Genomic DNA, 24443 nt, shown 5'->3' on the forward strand with positions numbered 1-24443 from the left:
CTCGGTTCCGCTAACATGGAAGACATTATGCACCTGACTTTTCTCGGCACCGGCGCGGGTGCGCCGAGCCTGCAACGTAACGTCACCGCCATTGCGCTGACGCTGTCGAAACGTGGCGACACCTGGCTGTTCGACTGCGGTGAAGCGACGCAGCATCAGTTTATGCGCTCCGCACTCAAGCCGAGCAAGCTGGAAAAAATCTTCATTACTCATCTGCACGGTGACCACATTTTCGGTCTGCCAGGTTTACTCACCAGCCGTTCGATGGCCGGCCTGCTGGAGCCGCTGACGATTTATGGCCCGAAAGGCATCAGACAATTTGTCGAAACAACCCTCAGTCTCAGTGGCTCTTACACCGGCTACCCGCTGGAGATCGTTGAAATTGAAGCTGGCGAAGTGCTGGATGATGGTGATTATCGCGTCACGGCCTATCCGATGAATCATGTGGTGGAGTGCTATGGCTATCGCATCGAAGAGCATGACAAACCGGGCTTCCTCGACGCGCCACGCCTGAAAGCGGAAGGGGTGCCACGCGGGCCGTGGTATCAGGATCTGAAGGACGGCAAAAAGATTCAGTTAGACGATGGGCGTGAAATCAACGGCGCGGAGTATCTCGGTCCCGGCACCAAAGGCAAAGTGGTGGCGATCTTCGGTGACACCGGCCCGACTGAGGTGGCACTGCTGCTGGCGGCGGATGCAGATGTGATGGTTCATGAAACTACCATGGAAGCGGCGATGGCGGAGAAAGCCAACGGTCGCGGCCACTCCACCACGATTCAGGCGGCCGAAGTGGCAAAACTAGCAGGCGCAAAACGCATGATTGCCACGCACTTCAGTTCGCGGTATTTGTCGGGCGATAGGGAAAGATTGCTGGCGGAGTGCCAGTCGGTGTTTGCGGCTACCGAGCTGGCACGAGATTTCGCGGTGTTCGAGATTTAGTGCTGCAACGCCGGATAGGTGAAGAACAGCAGGTGTGTCATGTTGAACAGGAAATGGACGCCGGTGGCGACCCACACGCGGCCACTCCAATGCCACGCCAGACCGTAAATCAACCCGGCCAGGGTAGCGAAGGCAACCAGCATCATGCCGCCTGGGAAGTGCGCCAGCCCAAACAGCACTGACGCAATCAACAGCGCCGCCACGCCACCGATTTTCTGGCGCAGGCGCTGTTGCACATAGCCGCGGAAGAACGCCTCTTCGGCCAGCGAGACAAAGAACAGGTTTGCCAACATAAAGCTGCCGAGCCACTCCGGCCAATGCGGCTCAATCGCCAGTCCACCCAACAGCACCGCGACATACAGCAGCAGCGGAATCGCCGCCAGTAATAGCAGCCATAGAATCTTGTGCGGCGCGGGAAACTTCTGCGCACGGAACAACGTGGGCAATGCAGCCAGCAGCACAAATGGAATCAGTGCTTTATCGAAGTTGTAGTAGAAGCTAAAAGGCTGGCTATTGGGGCCAACCTGCATTTCCTCGATCTGGCGCGGGTTGTTAAAGCCCGGCAGCAGATGCAGGAACAGGCCGCCGGCAATCAGCACCAGCAACGCCTCGCTGATCAGCAGTACCGCGCGGTTGGTAGGGTTTTCCACCCGCACCCACGCCAGCAAAGCGATGGCCCCCAAAATGGCGAGAGCAGGCCAGTCCAGCACATCCTGGAATAAGCCCAATAGCGTTGCCAGTAACAACAGCAATACGGCAAGACGTTTGGCAGGCGATAGCACGGTGAGTGCGCCAGCCAGAATGATCCACATAAATAGTGTCCTTAGAAGGGCAACGGCAAAGGGCGGCTCAGGAGCCGCACCCTGTCAGCACGTTATTCTGGAACGATCTGCGTCACGCTATAGTGACCGGTGCCCGCTGGAACCAGCTTCTGATGCAGCCACGGCAACAGCTCTTCCATCTGCGCTTTCAACTTCCACGGCGGGTTAATCACGATCATGCCCGATGCAGTCATGCCGCGCTGATCGCTGTCCGGACGAACGGCCAGTTCAATCTGCAGGATGTTGCGGATATTGGTCGCCTGCAAATCTCTCACCATGTGTTTGATCTGCTGGCGCATCACTACCGGATACCACAGTGCGAACACGCCGGTGGCGAAGCGCTTGTGACCTTCCTGAATGCCTTTCACCACATCCTGATAATCGCTTTTCATTTCATACGGCGGATCGATCAGAATCAAACCGCGACGGCTCAGCGGTGGCAGCTTGGCTTTCAACTGCTGATAACCGTCGCCACGCGCCACGCGCGCGCGGTCATCTTTGCTGAACTCATTACGCAACAGTGGGTAGTCGCTGGAGTGCAGTTCGGTTAATTCCAGTTTGTCCTCTTCACGCAGCAAGTAGCGGGCGATCAGCGGTGAGCCCGGATAGTAGCGCAAGGTGCCATGTGGGTTGAGGTTGCGAACGGCCGTCAGATACGGCTTCAGCAGTTCCGGTGCGTCCGGCTGCTGCCAGATGCGGCCAATGCCTTCCAGATATTCACCGGTGCGCTCGGCGTGCTCTCCGCTCAGCTGGTAACGTCCAGCACCGGCGTGGGTATCCAGATAGAGGAAAGGTTTTTCCTTCTCCATCAGGGCGGTGAGGATCAGGCTTTCAACGGTATGTTTGAGCACGTCGGCATGGTTGCCGGCATGAAAACTGTGGCGATAACTCAGCATAAAAAAGAGGGGTCCGCGGTTGGATCAAAGGAGATAAAACATCGTGTGTGGCGCGATTATAGCCGCGCTGCGTAAAAATTGCTGACGTTTTGGCTCTCGCGCTTTTTTCTTAACGAGTCCATCCTTACTGGCATTGATTTTCATGCATGCTGACCGCATGTTAGAAGCATTGCGTCGCGCGAAACCTCGCGCCCGAACTCTATGATGAAAGGACTGCGCTGATGACCAATCCATTACTCACCCCTTATTCGCTACCGCCTTTTTCCGCTATCAAACCTGAGCACGTGGTTCCCGCTGTGACTGAAGCGCTGAACAACTGTCGTGCCGAAGTGGAACGCGTTGTGGCCCAGGGTGCGCCTTACTCCTGGGATAATCTGGTGCAGCCGCTGGCCGAAGTGGATGACCGTCTGAGCCGTATTTTCTCCCCGGTGAGCCATCTGAATTCCGTTAAAAACAGCCCGGAACTGCGTGAAGCCTATGAGCAAACGCTGCCGCTGCTGTCTGAATACAGCACCTGGGTGGGACAGAACGAAGGTCTGTATCAGGCTTACCGTGATTTGAAACAGGGCGACAACTACGCCGCACTGGATATTGCGCAGAAGAAAGCGGTGGATAACGCACTGCGTGATTTCGAACTCTCCGGTATCGGCCTCGATAAAGAGAAGCAGAAACGCTACGGCGAAATCGCCGCGCGTCTGTCTGAACTCGGTTCGACCTACAGCAACAACGTGCTTGACGCCACCATGGGTTGGAGCAAGTTGATCACCGATGAAGCCGAGCTTGCTGGCATGCCGGAAAGCGCGCTGGCTGCGGCCAAAGCGCAGGCCGAAGCCAAAGAACAAGAGGGCTGGCTGCTGACGCTGGATATCCCAAGTTATCTACCCGTCATGACTTATTGCGATAACGCCGCGCTGCGCGAAGAGATGTATCGTGCTTATTCAACGCGTGCTTCTGAGCAGGGCCCTAATGCCGGCAAATGGGATAATGGCCCAATCATGGCGGAAGAGCTGGCGCTGCGTCACGAGCTGGCACAGTTGCTGGGCTTTGACTCCTTCGCGCACAAATCACTGGCGACCAAAATGGCTGAGAATCCGGCACAGGTGATCGACTTCCTGACCGATCTCGCCAAACGTGCCCGTCCGCAGGGTGAGAAAGAGCTAGCTCAGCTGCGCGCCTTCGCCAAAAAAGAGTGTGGCGTGGACGAGATGAATCCGTGGGATCTCACTTATTACGGCGAGAAGCAGAAGCAACATCTCTACACCATCAGCGACGAGCAGCTGCGTCCGTACTTCCCGGAAGAGCGCGCGGTGAGCGGCCTGTTTGAAGTGGTGAAACGCATTTACGGCATCACCGCCAAAGAGCGCAAAGACGTTGATGTTTATCATCCGGACGTGCGCTTCTTCGACCTGTTCGATGAAAGCGGCGAGCTGCGCGGCAGTTTCTACCTCGACCTGTATGCGCGTGAGCACAAGCGTGGCGGTGCCTGGATGGACGATTGCGTCGGCCAGATGCGTAAAGCCGATGGCAGCCTGCAGAAGCCGGTGGCCTATCTCACCTGTAACTTCAACCGTCCGGTCCAGGGCAAGCCTGCGCTGTTTACCCACGATGAAGTCACCACCCTGTTCCACGAGTTTGGCCATGGCTTGCACCACATGCTGACGCGCATCGAAGCGCCGGGCGTGTCGGGTATCAGCGGTGTGCCATGGGATGCAGTCGAGCTGCCGAGCCAGTTTATGGAAAACTGGTGCTGGGAGCCGGACGCGCTGGCGTTTATCTCTGGTCACTATGAAACTGGCGAACCGCTGCCGAAAGATCTGCTGGATAAAATGCTGGCAGCGAAAAACTATCAGGCAGCGCTGTTTATCCTGCGTCAGCTGGAGTTCGGCCTGTTCGACTTCCGCATGCACACCGAATTCAATCCGGAAAAAGGCGCGCAGATCCTCGAAACCCTGCGTGAAGTGAAGAAGCAGGTTGCCGTGGTGCCAAGCCCGGAATGGGGCCGCTTCCCGCATGCGTTTAGCCATGTCTTCGCCGGCGGTTATGCAGCGGGCTACTACAGCTATCTATGGGCTGACGTGCTGGCGGCGGATGCCTACTCACGCTTTGAAGAAGAGGGCATCTTCAACCGTGAAACCGGTCAGTCGTTCCTCGACAACATCCTGACGCGCGGCGGTTCTGAAGAGCCAATGGAGCTGTTCAAACGCTTCCGTGGCCGTGAACCGCAGCTGGATGCGATGCTGGAACACTACGGAATTCAGGGATAAGCCTGCTTGTGAAAATCGGTTTAATCGATGAATCAGGCGCCGGAGACGGCGCCTTATTACATCTGGCGCAGCGCTGGGGCTTAGAGCATGACGATCAGGCGCTGATGGCGCTGGTGCTGACGCCGGAGCGCCTTGAGCTGCGTAAGCTGGATGAGCCTAAACTGGGCGGCATCTTTGTGGATTTCGTCACCGGTGCCATGGCGCATCGCCGTAAATTTGGCGGTGGTCGCGGCGAGGCGGTGGCAAAAGCGGTGGGCATTAAGGGCGGCTATCTGCCGGATGTGATCGACGCGACGGCAGGACTGGGGCGTGATGCCTTTGTGCTGGCGGCATTAGGCTGTCGGGTGCGCATGCTGGAACGCCATCCGGTGGTCGCGGCTTTGCTGGACGATGGTTTACGCCGCGGTTATGCCGATGCGGAAATCGGTGGCTGGCTGCGTGAGCGTCTGACGCTGCTGCATGTGGTAAGCCAGCAGGCATTGAGTGATATCACGCCCGCGCCGGATGTGGTGTACCTCGATCCAATGTATCCCCATCGTCAAAAGAGCGCGATGGTGAAGAAGGAGATGCGCGTATTTCAGTCGCTGGTGGGATCCGATGAGGATGCCGATGCGCTGCTGGAACCGGCGCGCCGTCTGGCGAAGAAACGCATCGTGGTGAAGCGTCCGGATTACGCGCCGCCGTTAGCCGGTGTGGCAACGCAATCGGCGGTGGTCACCAAAAGCCATCGCTTTGATATCTATCCGCCGTTGGTTTAAAAAAAACAGGGCCAGCTAAGCTGGCCCTGCTCTTATTCGTCTTCTTCGTCACGCAACGGCACAATCAACATATCGATATGTACCGTGTTAATCAGCTGGCGCGCTGATGACATCAGCTTGCTCCAGAAATCCTGGTGATGGCCACAGACCACCAAATCCACATCGTATTTCTTAATCGCATCCACCAGCACCTGGCCGAGATCGCCGCTGCCGCTCAGGGTTTCACTGATCGGATAACCGGCGTTGGTGGAAAGCTCTTTCAGCGCGGTGTGCGTCTCTTCAGAAATGCGTTTCTGCATATCGCCCAGATTGACGTCAATCAGCCCGGTGTAAAGGTCTGAGTAATTCACATCAACGTGGATCAGCGAGATTTTTGCATCGTAAGGGCGGGCCAGTGAAACGGCTTTATCAACCAACAACTGGCTTTCCGGGGAAAGGTCTACGGCAATCAGGATGTGTTTATAGGCCATGATAAAACTCCTTCTCAAGATTCTGGGGGCAACCCGTTGTTTGCCTTCACGGCAGGCGTTGTCCTTTGCGCACAATGGCGATGAAGCGCCGCCAGCCATAATTTATGCCATCAGGCGTATGTTGTTATGCTTTGAGTATAGCCAGAGTTGTTAACAAATGCTGCAATCCACGGCTCGCTTGTGAGGAAGATCAAGCGCTATCGCGATTTTCACTCGCGGTGAACGAAAATCATCGCTGGAAAAAAATTGAACAGATCTCCTACACTGAAAATGAGTGCCACTGCCGTCTGGGTGACGCGCTCGGGTTCGCATAACAACAATGCAATTCGATTCATCTGTGGCTGGTTAATTTCCCGTGGGGCGTCAGCAGCATTTCCCCGCTGCCTTCGACGTCATTACGGCTCCAGCTGGGAGGGGAACATGATCAGCACTATCGCGCTTTTTTGGGCTCTGTGTGTGGTTTGTCTGGTGAATATGGCGCGCTACTTCTCTTCTTTACGCTCGCTATTGGCTGTGCTGCGCGGATGCGATCCGCTGTTGTATCAATATGTGGATGGGGCGGGTTTCTTCACGTCTCATGGTCAGCCGAGCAAGCAGGTGCGGCTGGTGCGTTATATCTGGGATAAACGCTATCGCGATCACCACGACGACGAATTTATTCGCCGCTGCGAACGCGTGCGCAGGCAGTTTGTCCTGACCAGCGGTCTGTGTTTTGTGGTGGTGGTGAGCCTGATTGGTCTGGCGATTTGGCATTAATCAGCGGCAATAAAAAAGGGCGACCTGTGTGAACAGTCGCCCTCTTGTTTGCTGATAGCGGCCTAGATAATTTTCAGCGCGATCCAGTAGAGCGAACCTGACAGCACAATACACACCGGCAGGGTGAACACCCACGCCATGGCGATATTTTTAATGGTGCGGCTCTGCAAGCCACCGCCATCTACCAGCATGGTACCGGCAACGGACGATGACAGGATATGCGTGGTGGAAACCGGCATACCGGTATAACTGGCAACCCCAATCGACACCGCAGCGGTCACCTGTGCTGACATACCCTGCGCGTAAGTCATGCCTTTCTTACCGATTTTCTCGCCGATGGTGGTCGCCACACGACGCCAGCCAATCATGGTACCGATGCCCAGAGCTAACGCCACGGCCATGATGATCCAGATTGGTGCATATTCCACGGTGCCCAGCAGATCGCCCTTCAGCTTGTTGAGGAAGCGCTTATCATCCGGAGTGGTCTCTGGCAGTTTCGCGGCTTTATCGGCGGTGTCCGAGACGCACATTAGCAGGCGACGCATCTGGCTGCGCTGATCAACTGTCAGTTGGTCATAGCTGTTCAGATTAGTCAGCAGCACCTGCGCACGGTCAATGGCTTGCAGCGCGCGACTGCTGTCGCAATGGAACTCATGCGGACCGCCCACGGCTTCTTCCGGTGAAGGCACAGCAGGCGGTGCCATCTGGATGATATGCGTGAGTGAATCGCTGTGTTGCTGATAATACTGTTCCAGATGATTGACCGCATCGCGAGTACGCGTGATGTCATAACCTGAGGCATTCATGTTGACCACGAAACCAGCAGGTGCCACACCAATCAGTACTAACATAATCAGGCCAATGCCTTTCTGACCGTCGTTCGCACCGTGGGAGTAGCTCACGCCAATCGCTGAAACGATCAAGGCAATACGCGTCCAGAACGGTGGCTTCTTTTTGCCATCGATCTTTTCACGGTCAGCCGGCGTCATATGGATGCGCGAACGTTTAGGGGTTCCACTCCAGTAACGACGCAGGATGAAAATCAGCGAACCCGCAATCACCAGGCCAACAATCGGCGACAGAATCAGTGACAGGAAAATATTGATCACTTTCGGCAGGTTGAGCGCATCAACCACCGAGGTGCCGGTCATCAGCGCATTGGTGAGACCAATACCGATAATGGCGCCAATCAGGGTGTGGGAACTGGATGCCGGCAAACCCAGATACCAGGTGCCGAGGTTCCAGATGATGGCCGCCAGCAACATGGAGAACACCATGGCGAGGCCGTGCGCGGAACCCACATTCAGCAGTAAATCGGTTGGCAGCATATGCACGATGGCATAAGCCACGCTTAAGCCGCCCAGCAAAACGCCTAAGAAGTTGAAAACACCCGCCATCACAACCGCCAATTGCGCCCGCATCGCACGGGTATAGATGACGGTAGCGACTGCGTTAGCAGTGTCGTGGAAACCGTTGATTGCCTCATAGAACAATACGAACAGCAGAGCTATTACCAAAAACAGGCCGGTACTGAGGTCAAGACCAGCGAACAGATGTAGCATAAACGTTACGCCATTTTTTGGAGGACATGAACGCGGCGCATTATCTGCGACAACCCGCATGATGTGAAAGGAAAATATAGTCCTTTTTTGACTTAAATTTGCCATTTAAGCGCTGCGATTGGGTAAAAAGGCTGAAAAATAAGCGAGTTACAATATGACATATTTACGGCATTTTTTTGACGCTGGCGCGAAATGCCGCAGATCTCTACAATCACCGCCTTTCAATTGAGTGGATTAAGCGCAGTGGACAAGTTTGACGTTATCGTAATAGGTGCAGGCGCTGCCGGCATGTTCTGTGCAGCGCAGGCAGGGCAACTGGGCCGCCGCGTGCTGCTGCTGGATAACGGCAAAAAGGCAGGGCGTAAAATCCTGATGTCTGGCGGCGGTCGCTGTAACTTCACCAATATGTACACCGAACCGGCGGCGTACCTCTCGCACAACCCGCACTTCAGTAAATCGGCGCTGGCGCGTTACACCCAGTGGGACTTCATCGATCTGGTGAATCGCCACAAGATTGCCTATCACGAGAAAACCCTCGGTCAGCTGTTCTGCGATGACTCGGCGCAGCAGATTGTTGATCTGCTATTAAAAGAGTGCGAAGACGGGCAGGTCACGGTGCGTTTGCGCAGTGAAGTGCTGAGTGTGACGCGTGATGAAAATGGCTACACGCTGCAGCTGAACGGTTCAGAGGTGCAGGCAGAGAAGCTGGTGATCGCCAGCGGTGGCTTATCAATGCCGGGCCTGGGGGCGACACCGTTTGGCTATAAAGTGGCTGAGCAGTTTGGTTTGAAAGTCTTCCCGACGCGGGCTGCGCTGGTGCCATTCACTTTGCATAAGCCGCTGCTGGAGCAGTTAAACACGCTGTCGGGTGTGGCACTGCCCACCACCATCACCGCGCAGGATGGTATGCTGTTTAAAGAAGCGATGCTGTTTACCCATCGCGGCTTGTCGGGCCCGGCGGTTCTGCAAATCTCCAGCTACTGGCAGCCGGGGGAATTTGTCACCATCAACCTGTCGCCGGAAACCTCGCTGGAAGATTTCATCAATGTGCAGCGCGAGGCGCATCCGAATCTCAGCCTGAAAAATAGTCTGGCGAAAATCCTGCCAAAGCGTCTGGTGGAAGTGTTGCAGGAGTTGAAGCAGATTCCGGATGTGACGCTGAAGCAGCTTAACAGCAAGCAGCAGGCCGAGTTGGTCACCACGTTGCATCAGTGGCGCGTGCAGCCGAATGGCACCGAAGGGTATCGCACTGCCGAAGTGACGATGGGCGGCGTCGATACTACCCAGCTCTCCTCCAAAACCATGGAAGCGCGTGACGTGCCCGGTTTGTACTTTATTGGCGAAGTAGTGGATGTCACCGGCTGGCTCGGCGGATATAACTTCCAGTGGGCATGGAGCTCAGCCTGGGCGTGCGCGCAGGCGCTGTGAGTTATCACGTCGCCATCAATGGCGACGCTACAGGGTTAATGCGCGGGTCAGCGTAATGGCGACGCTACAGGGTTAATGCGCGGGTCAGCGTAATGGCGACGCTACAGGGTTAATGCGCGGGTCAGCGTAATGGCGACGCTACAAGGCTAATGCGTAGATTGGCGTAATGGCGACGCGACAACCCAAATGCGCGGATTTTCGTAGGGTGCGCATTCATGCGCACCTGGTATTATTGAGCGGCTTTGCCCGCTAACGCTGCTGCGGGTGTCAGGGTTTTCGACTGGTCGTGCAGCAACACTTGCCCCAGCAGGCTATCGCTGTTCACCACACCATATTTAAGATGCGTCACGATATATTTGCGGTCAAAGCTGGTGAGTTTATACACCGGCGGCAAAACCTCCGGTAAAGCATCCACCATCAGCATGCGGCTCAATTTCACCGGACGCCAGCCGCTCAGGGTTTGATACAACAACGCACCGGCTTCCGCTCTGCGTAAGTAGAAGTTGTAGTGATTCTCTTCCCGCAGCGCCTGCTGCTGAGCGATATACACCACCAGATAGTCCGGCGTTTTGATGCCCTGCAAAATCGTGTCGTAGTTCGGCAACGCCAGCAATTGCTGGAAGAAGGCTTCTGAGCCTAACTCGACAATCGGGCGGAAGCAGTGCAGCCATCGACCGATAAAGGCATTGTTTTTCGGCGCGGCAAGAAACCAGGATTCAATCACCGGATAGGCGCGATCGCGGGTGGATTCATCGCGATAAAAGGCGATCAGGTCGTAACCGTCATCCGAATTTACCGCCAGCAACTCATCAAGGGTGCAGTTAAGGATGATGGTGGCATCCATCCAGATCCCACCATAGCGATGCAGCAACTCCAGACGAATAACATCGCTTTTATGCGAAGCCCGCATCCCCGCGTGAACAAATTTCAGGTCTGGCAAATATTCGTGCAGATTGAGATTGTTGATCACCGTCAGCGCATAGCCAGGATTTTCACGGGCAATTTTATCGACAAAAATCTGGACTTCAGCCGGGAGCTTTTCACTTTCCCAGTACATCCAAATTTGTCGCGGAATTGGCGCAGGCGGATTAGCGCGAGCCTGCAGGTTAATATCCTGCTCGGCCAAGGCGTGATAGGCGGGAAGGCGCTTGCGTGTGGTCAGCTTTTTTTCCGCCAGCAACGCCAGTGAAATCAAATGCATTTTAAGTATATGGTCAGACATGGTCATTCCTGTAACCCGGTCGGCCGCTATCCCAGCTTTTGCCACTTTCAGGCGAAAAACTGGCCCTGTGACAGCGGGCACGATGAAGCGCTAATGGCGCGAAAAGTGCCTCAAAATTAACAAACAGCGCCGGACTGCTCAATAAATAAACGCTGAAAGCGTCACTTTAAGAGAATACGCAGGCGGCGTTTGCCAGGCGTGCCGTTGAAGCGGGTGTTTAAGGGCTGTTGACCGGCGAATCTGTTAAGATCGCCGCGTTTTTTTCTAACCGGCCCATGATTCTATGTTCAAACTTAAATTCCTTCTGCCCGTGCTTATCGTCATCAGCGCGGCTGTCTGGTGGCTGATGCCACACTATAGCGATGAAGACAAAGGCTATTACATCGCCATGTTCTGCACCCTGACGCATGACGGGCGCGATAACTCACCACAAGCGATGCAGCAGATCATTGAAGGCAGTAATTCCGATTACGCGTTGCAGAAAATCCATTTCCAGTCGGGGCTGGCAGAACATCTGCAAACAGTGTGGCAGGATTTGACAGTGGAGCAGCAGCAGCAGGCGCGGCAGGAAGCGCTTTCCTGCCGCAAGGTGATGTCGGAAAAGTTATTACCGGGTAAAGCGGTGCAGTGATTAACGCAGCGGCAGCGCTAATACCGCGTCGGTGGTTTTGATCTCAGCAAACACATCGGCAACGCCTGCTAATGCGCTCTGCTGCAGCACCTTGTGATCGACCACCTTGTTATCCCAGGTCGCCAGATCGCGCGTCGCGGTGGCATCTTCCGGAATGATCACCGCATAGCCGAGAGGCACGGCATCACGCGCGGTGGATGACACGCACATGTGAGTCATCAGGCCAGTGACAATCAGCTGTTTAATGCCGAGCGCATCCAGCTGCTGTTGCAGGTCAGTGCCGACGAAGGAGCTGGGGGTGGCTTTGGTAATCACCCGGTCATTCTTACCCGGTTGTAAATCCTTGTGGAAATCGGCAAAGCGGCTGCCTTTAGCGAACAGCGGACCATCTGCCGCGCCAAGATGCTGTACAAAGAAGACGGGCATCCCATTTTTGTGGGCATGTTCCACAATACGTTTACTGTTTTGCAGGGCTTGCATACCATCTGGGATCGGCATCTTGCCGCCTGGAAAGTATTCATTCTGAATATCAATGACGATGACCGCCGTTTGTTTGGCCGTGAGTTGCGTTGTCGCGGTGGCACCGCTGAGCGTGCGAATCGTTGGTGCCTGACCGGCCTGACGGTCTTCCGCAAATGCATTGCCGGAAATGGCCATAGCCAGTGCTAAGGTTCCTGAAGCAATCATGTTTTTCATCGATGATAATCCTTTGTCAGTGAGCGAATGCCAGAGGTCAGGCTGACCTCCGATACTCAGCAGTATGGCGATTTGACCGACAGTGAAGGAGTACGGCTGATGACAAAAAACGTTCACTTTGCGCCAAAAACCGCGCATGCCCATGCCCCGATTAAAGTGGGTGTGGTGGTGTTTGACGACATCATTCCGTTTCACCTGTCAGTGCCCTGCGCGGTGTTCGAAAAAGCAGAAAATGACGATGGTACGCCGTTTTATCAGTTACTGATCTGCGCCACCCATCCCGGCCCGCTGAAAACCAACAGCGGCTTTTCCATTGTGGCGGAACATGGACTGGAGCAACTGGCACAGGCCGATATGGTGGTGGTGCCAAGCTGGAGCGATCCCGCGGTGGCTCCGCCTGCAGCGCTGATAGTGGCCCTGCAGCAAGCTGCACAGCGCGGTGCACAGATTGTGGGCTTGTGTCTGGGCGCCTTTGTGCTGGGAGCGGCTGGCTTGCTGCAACAGCAGCGCGCCACCACGCACTGGCGCTGGATGAGCGATTTTGAACGTCTCTATCCTGATGTAACGATTGATCGCGACGTGCTGTATATCGATGAAGGGCAAATTGTGACCTCGGCAGGCACTGCGGCGAGCATTGATTGCTGCCTGCATCTGGTACGTGAGCAGTGCGGGGTGGATGTCGCCAACAGTGTGGCGCGCATGCTGGTGGTGCCGCCACATCGGCAGGGTGGCCAGGCGCAATATATCGAGCAGCCGGTGTATCACTCGGCGGGTAACGATCGCTTTATGTCGGCACTGAGTTGGGCAACGGAAAACTTGCAGCAGGCACTGACGCTGGAGCAGCTAGCCGAAAGGGCGCTGATGAGTCGTCGTAGCTTTACACGCCGTTTTAATCAGACCACCGGCAGTTGTTTCAGTGATTGGTTAGTCAATCAGCGCCTGGCGCTGGCGCAGCGATTTTTAGAAAAAACCGATCAGCCGATTGAACTGATCGCTGAAAAAGCCGGATTCTCTTCGCCGTTAATGTTAAGACGACATTTTAAAAAGAATTTGAATACTTCTCCGTTACAGTATCGGAAAACTTTTCGTGGTCGGATTTGAAGTAATGGTCGTTAAATCAATCCATTAATAAAATGCAGTGAGAATATAACGGATCCTATAATCCACTGAATTGATTTTGGCAGGTTGCCTGATGATGTGCATATTTTTGCATAAATGATGGCTAATCTTATCAACGGATGGTGAACCATCCGTTGTGATAAATATAGCGTGAAGAAAAATAGTTACGCGGTTTATTAACGCATCACACAATCGATGCGCGAGGGGAATTGGCCTGAACGCAGCGTTGGCGTTCTCACCTCTTTCAATTGATCGCTGCTGTTAAATTCATGCCTTCGGCAAATCACGCACGGGTCAGCGCTCTCTTTCAGTTGCTGCTGGGCTTCACTCCCCAGCTGGCGCTTACGGCAGAAGAGCGGGGTGCAGCCCATCACTTGCTTAAAGGAGCGAGTGAACGATTGCTGGCTTTCAAAATGGTATTTTACTGCCAGGCCGATGATCGGTGCATTGCTGTATTTCAGCTCGCTGACACAGCATGCCAGTTTCTTTTTACGGATATAGCGGGCCAGCGTTTCGTTATGATAGCGGGCAAATAATTTCTGCAAATACCATTTGGAATAACCAGATTTCACTGCGATATCATCAATACTTAAACGCTGATCCAGGTTGTCCATAATCCATTTGGTCACCGAATCAATAACCCCTTCGTTGTATTTTTGCGGCATCTTTATGATCCTCCATTAACTGGACACAGTGTAAAATAATTAATCTTTCCAATCATCCGATTAACGTAAAGTTTTATAAGGAATTGGCTGTTTTATTATTTGTCATCAAGACGGGTCTTGTATTTAGTGAAATTAAAGCCTTTTTTGTTGAGCCGATGTTGAATGTTTGGCGTAATCACGCCCGTTATTTTTAACTCAAATTCTCCATCGCTTTGTCGCGCTTAACAGTCTGAGAAAAGCATACCGCTGGCACACCTCATCAATACGCTTTGGTGCATACCGTGCCAGACTGAGGGCTTTTGCATAGCTCAGGAGAAGTGCGCATGGCTTTTCGTTTCCCGCTAAAACAGTCACTTGCCGTGATTTTGACCGCGATGGCCGTACTACCTACCACCTCCGCGTTAGCGGCCAATGAGTATGGCGAGCAGCTGGAAGGTTTTCAGTATCCTTATTCACTTGAGCATTTTAATTTCTCTTCTCAGCAGCAAACGCTGAGCATGGGGTATATGGATGTGAAGCCCGCTCAACAGCCCAATGGTCAGACGGTGGTGCTGCTGCACGGTAAGAACTTCTGTGGCGCAACCTGGGAAGACACCATCAAGGCGCTGAGTCAGCAGGGTTATCGCGTGATTGCACCGGACCAGATTGGTTTCTGCAGTTCGACGAAACCCGCCAATTACCAGTACAGCTTCCAGCAGCTTGCGCTGAATACCCATCAACTGCTGCAACAGCTCGGTATCGATAAGGCGGTGATTGTCGGGCATTCTACCGGCGGGATGCTGGCCACGCGCTATGCGCTGATGTATCCGCAGCAGACGCAGAAGCTGGTGCTGGTGAATCCGATTGGGCTGGAGGACTGGAAAGCCAAAGGCGCGCCGTGGCGTTCGGTGGATCAGTGGTATCAGCGTGAGCTGAAGCTCAATGCGGCGGGCATTAAAAAGTATGAGCAAGCTACTTACTACAGCGGTCAGTGGAAGCCGGAGTATGACAAATGGGTGGATATGCTGGCGGGTCTCAACAGCGGACCGGGCCACAAGAAGGTGGCATGGAACTCGGCGCTGATTTACGACATGATTTTCACCCAGCCGGTATATTACGAATTCAAAGACCTCAAAGTACCCACGACGTTGATGATCGGTACAGCGGATACCACGGCGATCGGTAGCGATATCGCACCACCGGCAGTGAAAGCGCAGTTGGGTCATTACAATGTTTTGGGCAAGCAGGTAGCGAAGATGATTCCTGGCGCGCGCTTAGTGGAATTCCCTGGTATGGGACACGCGCCTCAGATGGAAGAGCCGCAGAAATTTAATCAGACACTGATTAGCGATTTGGCGCGTCCGCTGTAAGGGACGGTGGCAAATGGCCGTGCCCAGGCACGCCCTCACATTACTGCGCCAGTTTTTTCTTGCCGTTCTTGGCTTCGTACATGCGTGCATCGCTGCCTTCCAGCAACTGCTCCAGCGATTGCGGTTGGTCAGGATCAAACTCCACGATGCCCGAAGAGAAGTGCAGGGCGTAGCGGCGGTCGAGATCCTGAGTCTGCTTCTGCAGGAAATGGTCAAAGCGCGCGAGCACACCTTCGGCATCGTGGTGCTGTAAGCCGTTAAACAGCACAACAAATTCATCGCCGCCCAGACGGGCAAAGATATCGGCATGACGGAAGCTCACCTTCATCGCATCGGCAAAATCCATCAGCGCGCGGTCGCCTTCACGGTGGCCCAGCGTATCGTTAATGGCTTTAAAGCGGTCGAGATCGAGGAAGGTCAGGCTCGCCGGCAGTTGCTTCACCTGGCACTCATTCAGCGCAAGCTGTCCGAGCGTCATAAAGCCGCGACGGTTGGTGATTTGGGTCAGCTCATCTGAGGTAGCGGTTTGAAACGCCACCAGCTCGGCTTCTGCCATCGCTGCCAGATCGCGCAGCGTATGCATATCGTCTTCGTTGAACTCGCGGGCATGGTGATCGACGATGCACAGCGTGCCGACTTTAGCGCCAGAAGGCGTACGCAACGGACAACCGGCGTAGAAGCGCACAGGGCTGTCTGAGGTATTCACCAACGGATTATCGTGGAAGCGCTCATCTTCGAGGGCGTTCTCCACCACCATCACATCATCTTGTAAGATGGCGTGGCCACAGAACGACGTATTGCGGGGTGCGGTCGCCGCGCCTGGCCCCGCGACAGATTTGAACCACTGATGGTCCTCCTCCAGCAGGCTAACCAGCGCAACCGGCACGCCGAACAAACGACGGGCAAGGCGGGTTAAACGGTCAAAACGCTCTTCTGCAGGCGTGTGCAGAATGTTGAGCGCACGTAACTGGGCCAGACGAATCGCTTCGTCCGCAGGCAGTGCAGGTGCTTTCATCGCGTTACTCTTTCTTTTGAATTATTCGGGTACAACAACACTGGTGTTTTGGTGCCACAAAGGCATAAAGCGCCTGGCAATGGTAGCGATATCCACTGCCAAGCGTAACGGATATCAGAGCACTTTTTGCTCGGCGAGATCAAGGGCAAAATAGCTGAAAATCAGGTCGGCACCGGCACGTTTAATCGCACCAAGACTCTCCAGAACCACATTACGTTCGTCGATGGCACCCGCCTGCGCGGCGAATTTGATCATCGCGTATTCACCACTGACCTGGTATGCAGCCAGCGGCAGAGTAGTGCGCTCGCGGATATCACGCAGAATATCGAGGTAGGCGCCCGCCGGTTTCACCATCAGTGAATCGGCCCCTTCGGCTTCATCGATCAGAGACTCGCGAATCGCTTCACGACGGTTCATCGGATTCATCTGATAAGTTTTACGATCGCCTTTCAGCGCCGTTCCCGCCGCTTCACGGAATGGACCGTAGAACGAGGAGGCGAACTTGGTGGAGTAAGACATGATGGCGGTATCGGTGAAGCCTGCCGCATCCAGCGCCTGGCGAATAGCTTTCACCTGGCCATCCATTGCCGCTGAAGGGGCGATGAAATCAGCGCCGGCCTGTGCAGCCACCACGGCCTGTTTGCCAAGGTTAATCAACGTCTGGTCGTTGTCCACGCCGTGATCGCACAGCACGCCACAGTGACCGTGGCTGGTGTATTCGCAGAAGCAGGTATCGGACATCACGATCATCTCTGGCACGGTGTCTTTGCAGATGCGCGACATACGCGCCACCAGGCCATTTTCATTCCATGCATCGCTGCCGGTCGCATCGGTGTGATGCGAGATACCGAAGGTCATCACCGAGCGAATACCGGCTTTAGCGATACGCTCAATTTCATACGCCAGACGTTTCTCAGGAATACGCATCACACCCGGCATGGCGTTGATTGGCACGTAATCGTCCACGCCTTCTTCAACGAAGATCGGAAGGGCCAAATCGTTCAGGCTGAGGTTGGATTCCTGGAACATTTCACGCATTGACGCGCTTTTGCGCAGTCTTCTTGGACGCTGGAGCAGATTGAATTCAGACATGTTCGTACAACTTTTGCTGGTGAAAAAAGTGACAATAGTTTACCCCTTTTCGCCAGCGGGGATGAAGGATTGTGTGCGGAAACGAAAACTCCCGCCGGACGGCGGGAGTGGGGAAGATTACTCGTTGATGTCCGGGTGCTGCTGCACCAGGTTTTTACGTTTCGCCTCTAGCTTGGCGATCTCATCATCAATATCTTCAATTTTCTGCTCAATATTGTCGTGATGCTCCTGCAGGATTTCACGCGCTTCTTCAATATCCGAAGCCGCCGGAGTGGCACCGCGCAGCGGCTTGTTGGCGGTCTCTTTCATGTAGATACCGGTGATCAAACCAATCACCGCCACCACCATCAGGTAGTAAGCCGGCATATACAGATTGTTGGTTGTCTCCACCAGCCACGCGGCGAAGGTTGGGGTTAAACCGGCAATCAATACTGAGATGTTAAAGGCACTCGCCAGCGCACTGTAACGAATGTGCGTTGGGAACATCGCCGGCAGCGACGAAGCCATCACGCCGGTAAAGGCGTTAAGGATTACCGCAAGCAGCAGCAGACCAGCAAAAATCAGACCCAGCACGCCGCTGTTAATCAGCATGAAGGCCGGAATTGCGCAGGCAAACAGCGCGATACTACCAATGATGATAAACGGACGACGACCAAAGCGGTCACTCAGCATACCCATCACCGGCTGGACAAACAGCATACCCATCATGATGGCGATAATGATCAGCACGCCGTGATCTTCTGAATAGTGCAGGTTATGCGACAGGTAGCTCGGCATGTAGGTCAGCAGCATGTAGTAGGTCACGTTGGTGGCAATCACCAAACCGACACAGGCCAACAGACTCTTCCAGTGCTTAGTGGCGATCTCTTTGAACGACACTTTCGGGCCGTCGCGCAGACCTTCACGGTCGCCTTGCTCCAGCTTCTCAACGTGCTGCTGGAACGCCGGTGTCTCTTCCAGAGCATGACGCAGATAAAGACCAATCAGGCCCAACGGCAAGGCAAGGAAGAACGGCAGACGCCAGCCCCACTCAAGGAATTTCGCTTCACCGATGACGGTGGAAATCAGTACAACGACGCCCGCACCCAGCACGAAGCCGGCGATCGAGCCGAAGTCGAGCCAGCTACCCATAAAGCCACGTTTACGGTCTGGCGAATACTCTGCGACGAATATCGACGCACCGGTGTATTCACCGCCCACCGAGAAGCCCTGCGCCATTTTGGCCAGCAGCAGCAGAATCGGTGCCCAGATGCCAATAGAGGCATAAGAGGGGATCAGGCCGATACAGAAGGTACTGATCGACATGATGACAATGGTGATGGAGAGGATTTTCTGACGACCGTATTTGTCGCCGAGCATACCGAAGAACAGTCCACCCAGTGGACGAATCAGGAAGGGAACTGAGAAGGTACCCAGTGCAGCAATCATCTGCACGCTAGGCGATGCATCCGGGAAGAACACCTTACCCAGTGCATAAGCCACAAAGCCATAAACACCGAAATCAAACCACTCCATCGCGTTGCCCAGAGACGCGGCGGTAATGGCTTTACGTAAACGGGCGTCATCGATAATCGTGACGTCATCCAGCCCGATAGGTTTTACACGCTTCCTACGTAGTTTCATGATGTAACCCTGTATTGGAATTCGAAAAATCCTCAACGCTGCAGACTACATTTTGTGGCCAGTCAACGGCGTTGAGAAAATTTAAGCATAGCCGTGAAAGATGGTTTTATCCGGCGTTGCTTGGGTAATAATTAGGGGCGAAATGATTACGTCCCGCGACAGAGTATACCGATTTTGTGTGATATTTGTCATGTTTCGGCCGGCAACTGGCTATTTTTTGGCTAAAGATACGGTTGAAAGCGGGCCGAAACGCAGCAAATAAAATCACATAAACGGGGCGAAGAGGCGCGTATTGCCTGCTTTTTATCGAAGCGGTGAGGGGCGAGGGGCTTTGATAACGAAAAAATTATTTTAGCGCTCCTGCGGAGTAAGGAAATCCTGATGGTTATCAGTGGTATCAACTGCGCACCACCTTTAAATTAATCCATTGTTCTGCTAAATCGTGGCTTTGTTTCCACACCTGATTGTTGCGCAAATAAATAAGAAAAGCTTACCAATAAGCGAAGCGGCAAGCTTTGCTTGCCAGCCTGACATCATTCGGTAATACTCTGCCGCCTGGCTCAGGTGGAGTGTTCATGTCGAAAAAAAACGCCCGATTGTTTGAGAATCCCTGGCTGTCGCAAATCGACAGTGTAGAAAGGAATCTTATCAATTATGCGCCTGATGCACGGCGAATTGCTCCTGTTTCCATCGTGCCGGTGGGGTGGATTGAGTGCGGTGAGCGGGCCGATGCACAGCTGACACTGTTGGCACAACGGCCCGATGAGCTGGTGAAGCGTTTGAAAAGCTGGAGGCAGGCGGGATTGCTGACCAGCCAGGCCGCGGAGAGCTTTCGTCAGTTGCAGCGTCTGACGCAAACCAGTATTGCGCGTAACCAACCGATTACGCAGCTTGAAGAGTATCAGCAGTTGGTGGGGCAATTAACGCCGACGCTGGAGCGCATTAACCAACGCCTAAACGCGCAACGCCAGTCCGCCAATTTGGCGGAAGACAGCCTGGAAGTGGCATTGCGCATCGCGGAGAAGCGCCGCCGTTCAGAGTAACGAGCGCAGCGGAGCACCCGTCACCCATCCCTGAATATCTTCCACGGCCTGCGTAAAGTAGGTGCGGTAGTTGCTATCTGCAACGTAGCCAAGATGCGGTGTGGCGAGCACGGTGGGCAGATGGCGCAGCGGATGATCAGCGGGTAACGGTTCCTGTTCAAACACATCGATCCCGACACCCGCCAACTGGCCGGATTGCAGCGCCGCAATCATCGCCTGCTGGTCGACAATCGCGGCGCGCGAGGTGTTAATCAACAGCGCACCCGGCTTCATCTGTGCCAGCGCATCGCTATCAATCAGATGACGCGAGCGCTCGCTAAGCACCAGATGCACGGAAACGAAATCGCTGATCCGCATTAGCGCATGTAACGAGTCCATCCGCTCGACACCGCATTCGGCCGCACGCGCGTCGGTGAGATTCTGGCTCCACGCGCAAACGCGCATGCCAAAAGCCTGTGCCACTTTGGCCATCTCGCCACCAATTTTTCCCAGCCCCACTAAGCCCAGCGTTTTGCCCTGCAAACCGAGCCCCAGCGTTTGCTGCCACGGCCCGTTATTGCGCAGTGCCTGACTCTCCACGCCGATGTGACGCGCCAGCCCGATCAGCAAGCCCCAGCTCAGCTCCATCGGCGCGGCGCTGCTGCTGGCGGTACCGCACACCGCGATGTAGCGCTCGGCGCAGGCGTGCAGATCAATTGACGCATTGCGCATGCCGGAAGTGACCACCAGTTTGAGGTTAGGTAAGCGGCCAATCAGCTCCGCAGTCAGCGGTGTGCGCTCGCGCATAACAACGAGGATATCGGCGTGTTCGATATGGCGCACCAGCTCATCTTCATTGTCAAAATGCTGGGTCAGTGCGGTGGTCTGTACGGTAGGTTGAAGCGATGTCCAATCGGCCAGCGACAGGGCAACGTTCTGGTAATCATCAAGAATCAGGCAATGCAGGCTCATGGGGTTCCTCAACAAGAAGCGGCTGGCACCCTTGCTCGTTGAGCCAGGCGCGGAGCCGGTCATTATCCATCGGACGGGCATAATAATAGCCCTGAATCAGCACCACGCCACGCTGTCGCAGATAGTCATATTGTAACGAGGTTTCCACCCCTTCACCGAGCACATCCAGCTTGAGTTTGTGGCACAGGTTAATGATGGCATCCAGCACCGGCGTTTCCACCTCCAGACCTTCAATCGCGTTAATAAAGCCACGATCGATTTTCAGGTAATCGAGTGGGAAGGTCAGCAGGTAAGAGAGAGAGCAGTGACCGGTACCAAAATCATCGATCGCCACCTTCATGCCGTGTGACTGCAGATGGCGCAGCTTGCGTGCCACCAGTTCGCCGTCATCAATCAGGCTGCGTTCGGTCAACTCCAGCGTGACCACCATTTGCTTATCTTTAATCCGGCGGGCAAAGCGCTGAATATCCTGCACGAAATCGGCATGTTGCAAATGCTCTGCTGCCACGTTCAGACCGATATGGAAACCGGGTTCCACCTGCCAGCCCTGAATATCTTCCGCCATCAGATCCAGTAAATGCTGGGTGAGCGGGACAATTACGCCCTCTGCTTCAGCATGGCTAATAAAAATATCCGGACGAATCATCTCGCCATTCGGCAATTGCCAGCGTAATAAGGCCTCCGCGCCTTTGCAGCGCTCGATCTCAGTACTGTAAACCGGCTGGTAATGCACCGAGAACTGACGATTACGTATGGCGCGACGGATTTCATCGCCCCAGGAAATGCGGCGGCGTAGCCAGTTGGCGGTCAGCACCATCAGCAGAATAGAGAAAATCGCGGCCATCGGCAGGAAGATAAACAGCGCCTGGCGCCAGGCTTTTAGCAACTCGGAGGCGGGGACCGTGACGTTGACGCTGATCGGGTAGCGGCTCGACTCCGCTTGATAAGGCTCACTCTTGAAATACAGCTCGGGTTCGATATCGGCAGGGCCGCTGGTGATCGCCGCACCGCCGCTAAAGCGCAGGCTCATCTGGTAGCCGCGTGACTCGCCGATCGCATGCATAAAGTCCATCAGATACTGACCGTCAATCACCGCCCAGAAGCCGGTGCTGTCGGGTAGCTGGCGCACAAATACCACGGCAGGACGATTGGGCACGCCGTAAGTGCCACGAATCGAGATACTCCACCAGGCTTTGCCGGTGATTGGCGGCGGTTGCATCATCATCTGGGTCAGGGTGCCATGCACCAAACCAAAGGCCGATGAGCAACTGATGTTCTCGCCATTCAACAGACCGACGGAACGGAAATAGGCGTTAAGAGTGCCAGCACGCTGCAGCTGGTCTTCGATTTTCTCGCAAGGCTGATAATGGTACTGACGCAACTGGGTGATCATATCCCAGGCGTTATCACTCATCTTTTCAGCTTGCGTTAAGAGGGAGTTGGCCGTGGAAATCTGCTGCTGGCTCACCGTGTGCCGCGCTTCAATGGCTGTACAAAGGATGCCCAGTACCAGCGGTAATAACCCGGCACAGACAATTAACAGCCAGCCAAAATCGCGATTTCTTTTTTGCGGTGGCACCTGACTTTCCTCGGTCATTTTAAGCAGCAGATGAGGGCTAAGCTGCGGCGTCAGCAGCATAACACTTCCAGGGGCCGTGCATATTAGCGTTTTGATTTTGCTCTGGACTGACTCAGGTCAAATATCGGCGTCGCTTTGCGTTAATTGACAATGTTTTGCCGTTATTGGCATTTCCCAGCGGGAAAAGCGCTGTGCCACGATGTTGGGAAAGCATATTGAACCGAAATGCGGGTTAAAAAAGGGTAATGGTAATTCGGAGAGGGCTGTTGTCCAGCGGATCAGGCGCGGGGCGAATTGGCCGGTGCGCACGCGGGCGCACCTTCACCAAATCGGGAGTCAATGTCGTTTTAACGCGGACGCGATCCCGGCCGCCCATTGCCCAGCATAATCGCCAATCGGCTGCCGCCTGGCGTGGTCTCCATTAATATTTTGGTGACGCTGGTCAGCGGCACCGACAGCAGCATGCCCACCGGTCCCAATAGCCAGCCCCAGAAAATCAGCGACAGAAACACCACCAGCGTGGAAAGCCCTAAGCCGCGGCCCATCAGCTTTGGCTCCAGCATATTGCCAAACAGCATATGAATCGCACTAAACAGCGCGACTACAAACAGCGCATCGTAGACGCCATTTAACACCAGCGCCTGAATAAACGGTGGGATGCCGGCGATGATGGGACCGATGTTGGGCACGAAGTTGAGGATAAACGCCACCACGCCCCAAAACAGCGCGAATTTCACGCCGATCAATTCCAGCACCAGCCATACCGCGAGGCCGGTGATGGCGCTGACTAAGGTTTTCAGCGCCAGATAGTGAGTCACACCTTTGAACGCTTTGTGGAGTCCGGCAATGCGGATTTGTGGATTCACCATAGCGTTACGCATTTTGTACGGCAGATGACGCACTTCAAACAGCATAAACACCACGGTGAGGATCAGCAGCAGCACGTTGGTCATGGCGCCGGAAAACTGTTTCAGCAGCGTGGTGGCCATATCCATCATCACGTTGGGATCGAGTCGCGCGGCTAAAGCTTCCGTGGAGATATTGATATGAAAGCGAGCGGCAAAGTGCTGCACCACGCCGAGCTTTTGCTCCAGCATGCTCCGGATTTGCGGATAGGTATCGCTGAAGTCACTGGCTGAACTGGCCATCACGCCAACCAGCAACAGGATAACGATGAATATCACGGTGATTACCGCAGTGATCGCCAGACCGCGCGGCACGCCGCGACGCATCAGCAGAGTCACCAGCGGATTCAACACAATCGCCAGAAAACTGGCGAGCAGGAAGGGCACCAGAATCTCTGACGCGGCGCGAATGCCCGCCAGAATGATCACCAGCATCGCCATCTTGACCAGCATGTTCTGGCCAATTTTTTCCTGGGGCAGGTTGTTCATTTACTCTCCTGAGTCATCAATGGCTCAGGAGAGTGTAGTTGAACGAGATTAAGTGATTGTTTATTTAGGAATAAGCGAAACGTGTTGAATGCGTCTTTCGGCAAAGGTGCTGTGTAATGCGCAATAGATTGCGCCGCTACTGGCATGTGCACCTGATTTGTAGCGGCGCG

General features: G+C 54.5%; 23 protein-coding genes. 9 read left to right on the forward strand and 14 right to left on the reverse strand.

Annotation, left to right across the window (positions count from 1 at the left end):
• Positions 1 to 27 precede the first annotated feature (27 nt).
• Entirely contained in the window at positions 28 to 939 is a 912-nt protein-coding gene (rnz, locus tag LBW88_RS22535) for a ribonuclease Z (protein ID WP_224934322.1), read from the forward strand.
• Here rnz and LBW88_RS22540 read toward each other — a convergent pair.
• Both LBW88_RS22540 and LBW88_RS22545 read right to left on the reverse strand, forming a co-directional pair.
• Positions 936 to 1751, reverse strand: coding sequence for a CPBP family intramembrane glutamic endopeptidase (locus LBW88_RS22540; RefSeq protein WP_224934323.1), 816 nt, complete (start codon positions 1749 to 1751; stop codon positions 936 to 938). The genes rnz and LBW88_RS22540 overlap by 4 nt on opposite strands.
• A 62-nt stretch (positions 1752 to 1813) precedes the next feature.
• On the reverse strand, positions 1814 to 2656 hold the full coding sequence (locus tag LBW88_RS22545; RefSeq protein WP_224934324.1) for a 23S rRNA (adenine(2030)-N(6))-methyltransferase RlmJ: 843 nt from the start codon (positions 2654 to 2656) through the stop codon (positions 1814 to 1816).
• A gap of 221 nt (positions 2657 to 2877) precedes the next feature.
• Between LBW88_RS22545 and prlC the strand changes: the two genes are divergently transcribed.
• Both prlC and rsmJ read left to right on the forward strand, forming a co-directional pair.
• Positions 2878 to 4920, forward strand: coding sequence for an oligopeptidase A (prlC, locus tag LBW88_RS22550; RefSeq protein WP_224934325.1), 2043 nt, complete (start codon positions 2878 to 2880; stop codon positions 4918 to 4920).
• Between the two features lie 8 nt (positions 4921 to 4928).
• Complete coding sequence (gene rsmJ, locus LBW88_RS22555; RefSeq protein ID WP_224934326.1) at positions 4929 to 5678, forward strand: 16S rRNA (guanine(1516)-N(2))-methyltransferase RsmJ; 750 nt, start codon at positions 4929 to 4931, stop codon at positions 5676 to 5678.
• Positions 5679 to 5710: 32 nt separating this feature from the next.
• Here rsmJ and uspA read toward each other — a convergent pair whose 3' ends face one another.
• Entirely contained in the window at positions 5711 to 6148 is a 438-nt protein-coding gene (gene uspA, locus LBW88_RS22560) for a universal stress protein UspA (RefSeq protein ID WP_034819767.1), read from the reverse strand.
• A gap of 420 nt (positions 6149 to 6568) precedes the next feature.
• Between uspA and uspB the strand changes: the two genes are divergently transcribed.
• Positions 6569 to 6904: a universal stress protein UspB gene (gene uspB, locus LBW88_RS22565; protein WP_100701850.1), complete on the forward strand. Its 336-nt coding sequence runs from the start codon at positions 6569 to 6571 to the stop codon at positions 6902 to 6904.
• Positions 6905 to 6966: 62 nt separating this feature from the next.
• Here the strand turns inward: uspB and pitA are convergent, their stop codons facing one another.
• Entirely contained in the window at positions 6967 to 8466 is a 1500-nt protein-coding gene (gene pitA, locus LBW88_RS22570; protein WP_224934327.1) for an inorganic phosphate transporter PitA, read from the reverse strand.
• Between the two features lie 243 nt (positions 8467 to 8709).
• On the opposite strand from pitA, the gene LBW88_RS22575 reads away from it, so the two are divergent.
• A complete protein-coding gene (locus LBW88_RS22575; RefSeq protein WP_224934441.1) occupies positions 8710 to 9894 on the forward strand; it encodes an NAD(P)/FAD-dependent oxidoreductase in 1185 nt (394 codons plus the stop codon).
• Positions 9895 to 10123: 229 nt separating this feature from the next.
• On the opposite strand, the gene LBW88_RS22580 is transcribed toward LBW88_RS22575, so the two are convergent.
• Positions 10124 to 11116, reverse strand: a complete 993-nt coding sequence (locus LBW88_RS22580; RefSeq protein WP_224934328.1) for a glycosyltransferase family 32 protein — start codon at positions 11114 to 11116, stop codon at positions 10124 to 10126.
• 283 nt (positions 11117 to 11399) lie between these two features.
• Here LBW88_RS22580 and LBW88_RS22585 point away from each other — a divergent pair, with 283 nt between their 5' ends.
• Positions 11400 to 11747: a hypothetical protein gene (locus LBW88_RS22585; protein WP_224934329.1), complete on the forward strand. Its 348-nt coding sequence runs from the start codon at positions 11400 to 11402 to the stop codon at positions 11745 to 11747.
• Here the strand turns inward: LBW88_RS22585 and LBW88_RS22590 are convergent, their stop codons facing one another.
• Positions 11748 to 12443: a cysteine hydrolase family protein gene (locus LBW88_RS22590; RefSeq protein ID WP_224934330.1), complete on the reverse strand. Its 696-nt coding sequence runs from the start codon at positions 12441 to 12443 to the stop codon at positions 11748 to 11750.
• Between the two features lie 99 nt (positions 12444 to 12542).
• On the opposite strand from LBW88_RS22590, the gene LBW88_RS22595 reads away from it, so the two are divergent.
• On the forward strand, positions 12543 to 13544 hold the full coding sequence (locus tag LBW88_RS22595; RefSeq protein ID WP_224934331.1) for a GlxA family transcriptional regulator: 1002 nt from the start codon (positions 12543 to 12545) through the stop codon (positions 13542 to 13544).
• A 194-nt stretch (positions 13545 to 13738) separates the two neighbouring features.
• On the opposite strand, the gene LBW88_RS22600 is transcribed toward LBW88_RS22595, so the two are convergent.
• A complete protein-coding gene (locus LBW88_RS22600) occupies positions 13739 to 14227 on the reverse strand; it encodes a helix-turn-helix domain-containing protein (RefSeq protein ID WP_224934332.1) in 489 nt (162 codons plus the stop codon).
• A gap of 323 nt (positions 14228 to 14550) precedes the next feature.
• Between LBW88_RS22600 and LBW88_RS22605 the strand changes: the two genes are divergently transcribed.
• Positions 14551 to 15576, forward strand: coding sequence for an alpha/beta fold hydrolase (locus tag LBW88_RS22605; protein WP_224934333.1), 1026 nt, complete (start codon positions 14551 to 14553; stop codon positions 15574 to 15576).
• A 40-nt stretch (positions 15577 to 15616) separates the two neighbouring features.
• Here LBW88_RS22605 and LBW88_RS22610 read toward each other — a convergent pair whose 3' ends face one another.
• The 3 genes from LBW88_RS22610 to proP form a co-directional block, all read right to left on the reverse strand.
• On the reverse strand, positions 15617 to 16591 hold the full coding sequence (locus LBW88_RS22610; protein ID WP_224934334.1) for a sensor domain-containing diguanylate cyclase: 975 nt from the start codon (positions 16589 to 16591) through the stop codon (positions 15617 to 15619).
• 114 nt (positions 16592 to 16705) lie between these two features.
• Positions 16706 to 17683, reverse strand: a complete 978-nt coding sequence (hemB, locus tag LBW88_RS22615; RefSeq protein WP_224934335.1) for a porphobilinogen synthase — start codon at positions 17681 to 17683, stop codon at positions 16706 to 16708.
• Positions 17684 to 17800: 117 nt separating this feature from the next.
• Positions 17801 to 19306, reverse strand: coding sequence for a glycine betaine/L-proline transporter ProP (gene proP, locus LBW88_RS22620; RefSeq protein WP_224934336.1), 1506 nt, complete (start codon positions 19304 to 19306; stop codon positions 17801 to 17803).
• A 575-nt stretch (positions 19307 to 19881) separates the two neighbouring features.
• Here proP and LBW88_RS22625 point away from each other — a divergent pair.
• Entirely contained in the window at positions 19882 to 20349 is a 468-nt protein-coding gene (locus LBW88_RS22625; RefSeq protein WP_224934337.1) for a hypothetical protein, read from the forward strand.
• On the opposite strand, the gene LBW88_RS22630 is transcribed toward LBW88_RS22625, so the two are convergent.
• The 4 genes from LBW88_RS22630 to LBW88_RS22645 all read right to left on the reverse strand — a co-directional run bounded on the left by LBW88_RS22630 (position 20341) and on the right by LBW88_RS22645 (position 24273).
• Entirely contained in the window at positions 20341 to 21300 is a 960-nt protein-coding gene (locus tag LBW88_RS22630) for a D-2-hydroxyacid dehydrogenase family protein (RefSeq protein WP_224934338.1), read from the reverse strand. The two genes, LBW88_RS22625 and LBW88_RS22630, sit on opposite strands and share 9 nt — an antisense overlap.
• On the reverse strand, positions 21275 to 22879 hold the full coding sequence (locus LBW88_RS22635) for an EAL domain-containing protein (protein ID WP_224934443.1): 1605 nt from the start codon (positions 22877 to 22879) through the stop codon (positions 21275 to 21277). The genes LBW88_RS22630 and LBW88_RS22635 overlap by 26 nt, the downstream gene beginning before the upstream one ends.
• A gap of 117 nt (positions 22880 to 22996) precedes the next feature.
• Entirely contained in the window at positions 22997 to 23188 is a 192-nt protein-coding gene (locus tag LBW88_RS22640) for a hypothetical protein (RefSeq protein ID WP_224934339.1), read from the reverse strand.
• A gap of 38 nt (positions 23189 to 23226) precedes the next feature.
• Positions 23227 to 24273 (reverse strand): AI-2E family transporter, encoded by a 1047-nt coding sequence (locus LBW88_RS22645; RefSeq protein WP_224934340.1) that lies wholly within the window; start codon positions 24271 to 24273, stop codon positions 23227 to 23229.
• Between the last annotated feature and the right edge of the window lie 170 nt (positions 24274 to 24443).

Origin of the sequence: Pantoea sp. alder81 (assembly GCF_020179835.1) — a bacterium.
Taxonomy (GTDB): Bacteria; Pseudomonadota; Gammaproteobacteria; order Enterobacterales; family Enterobacteriaceae; genus Pantoea.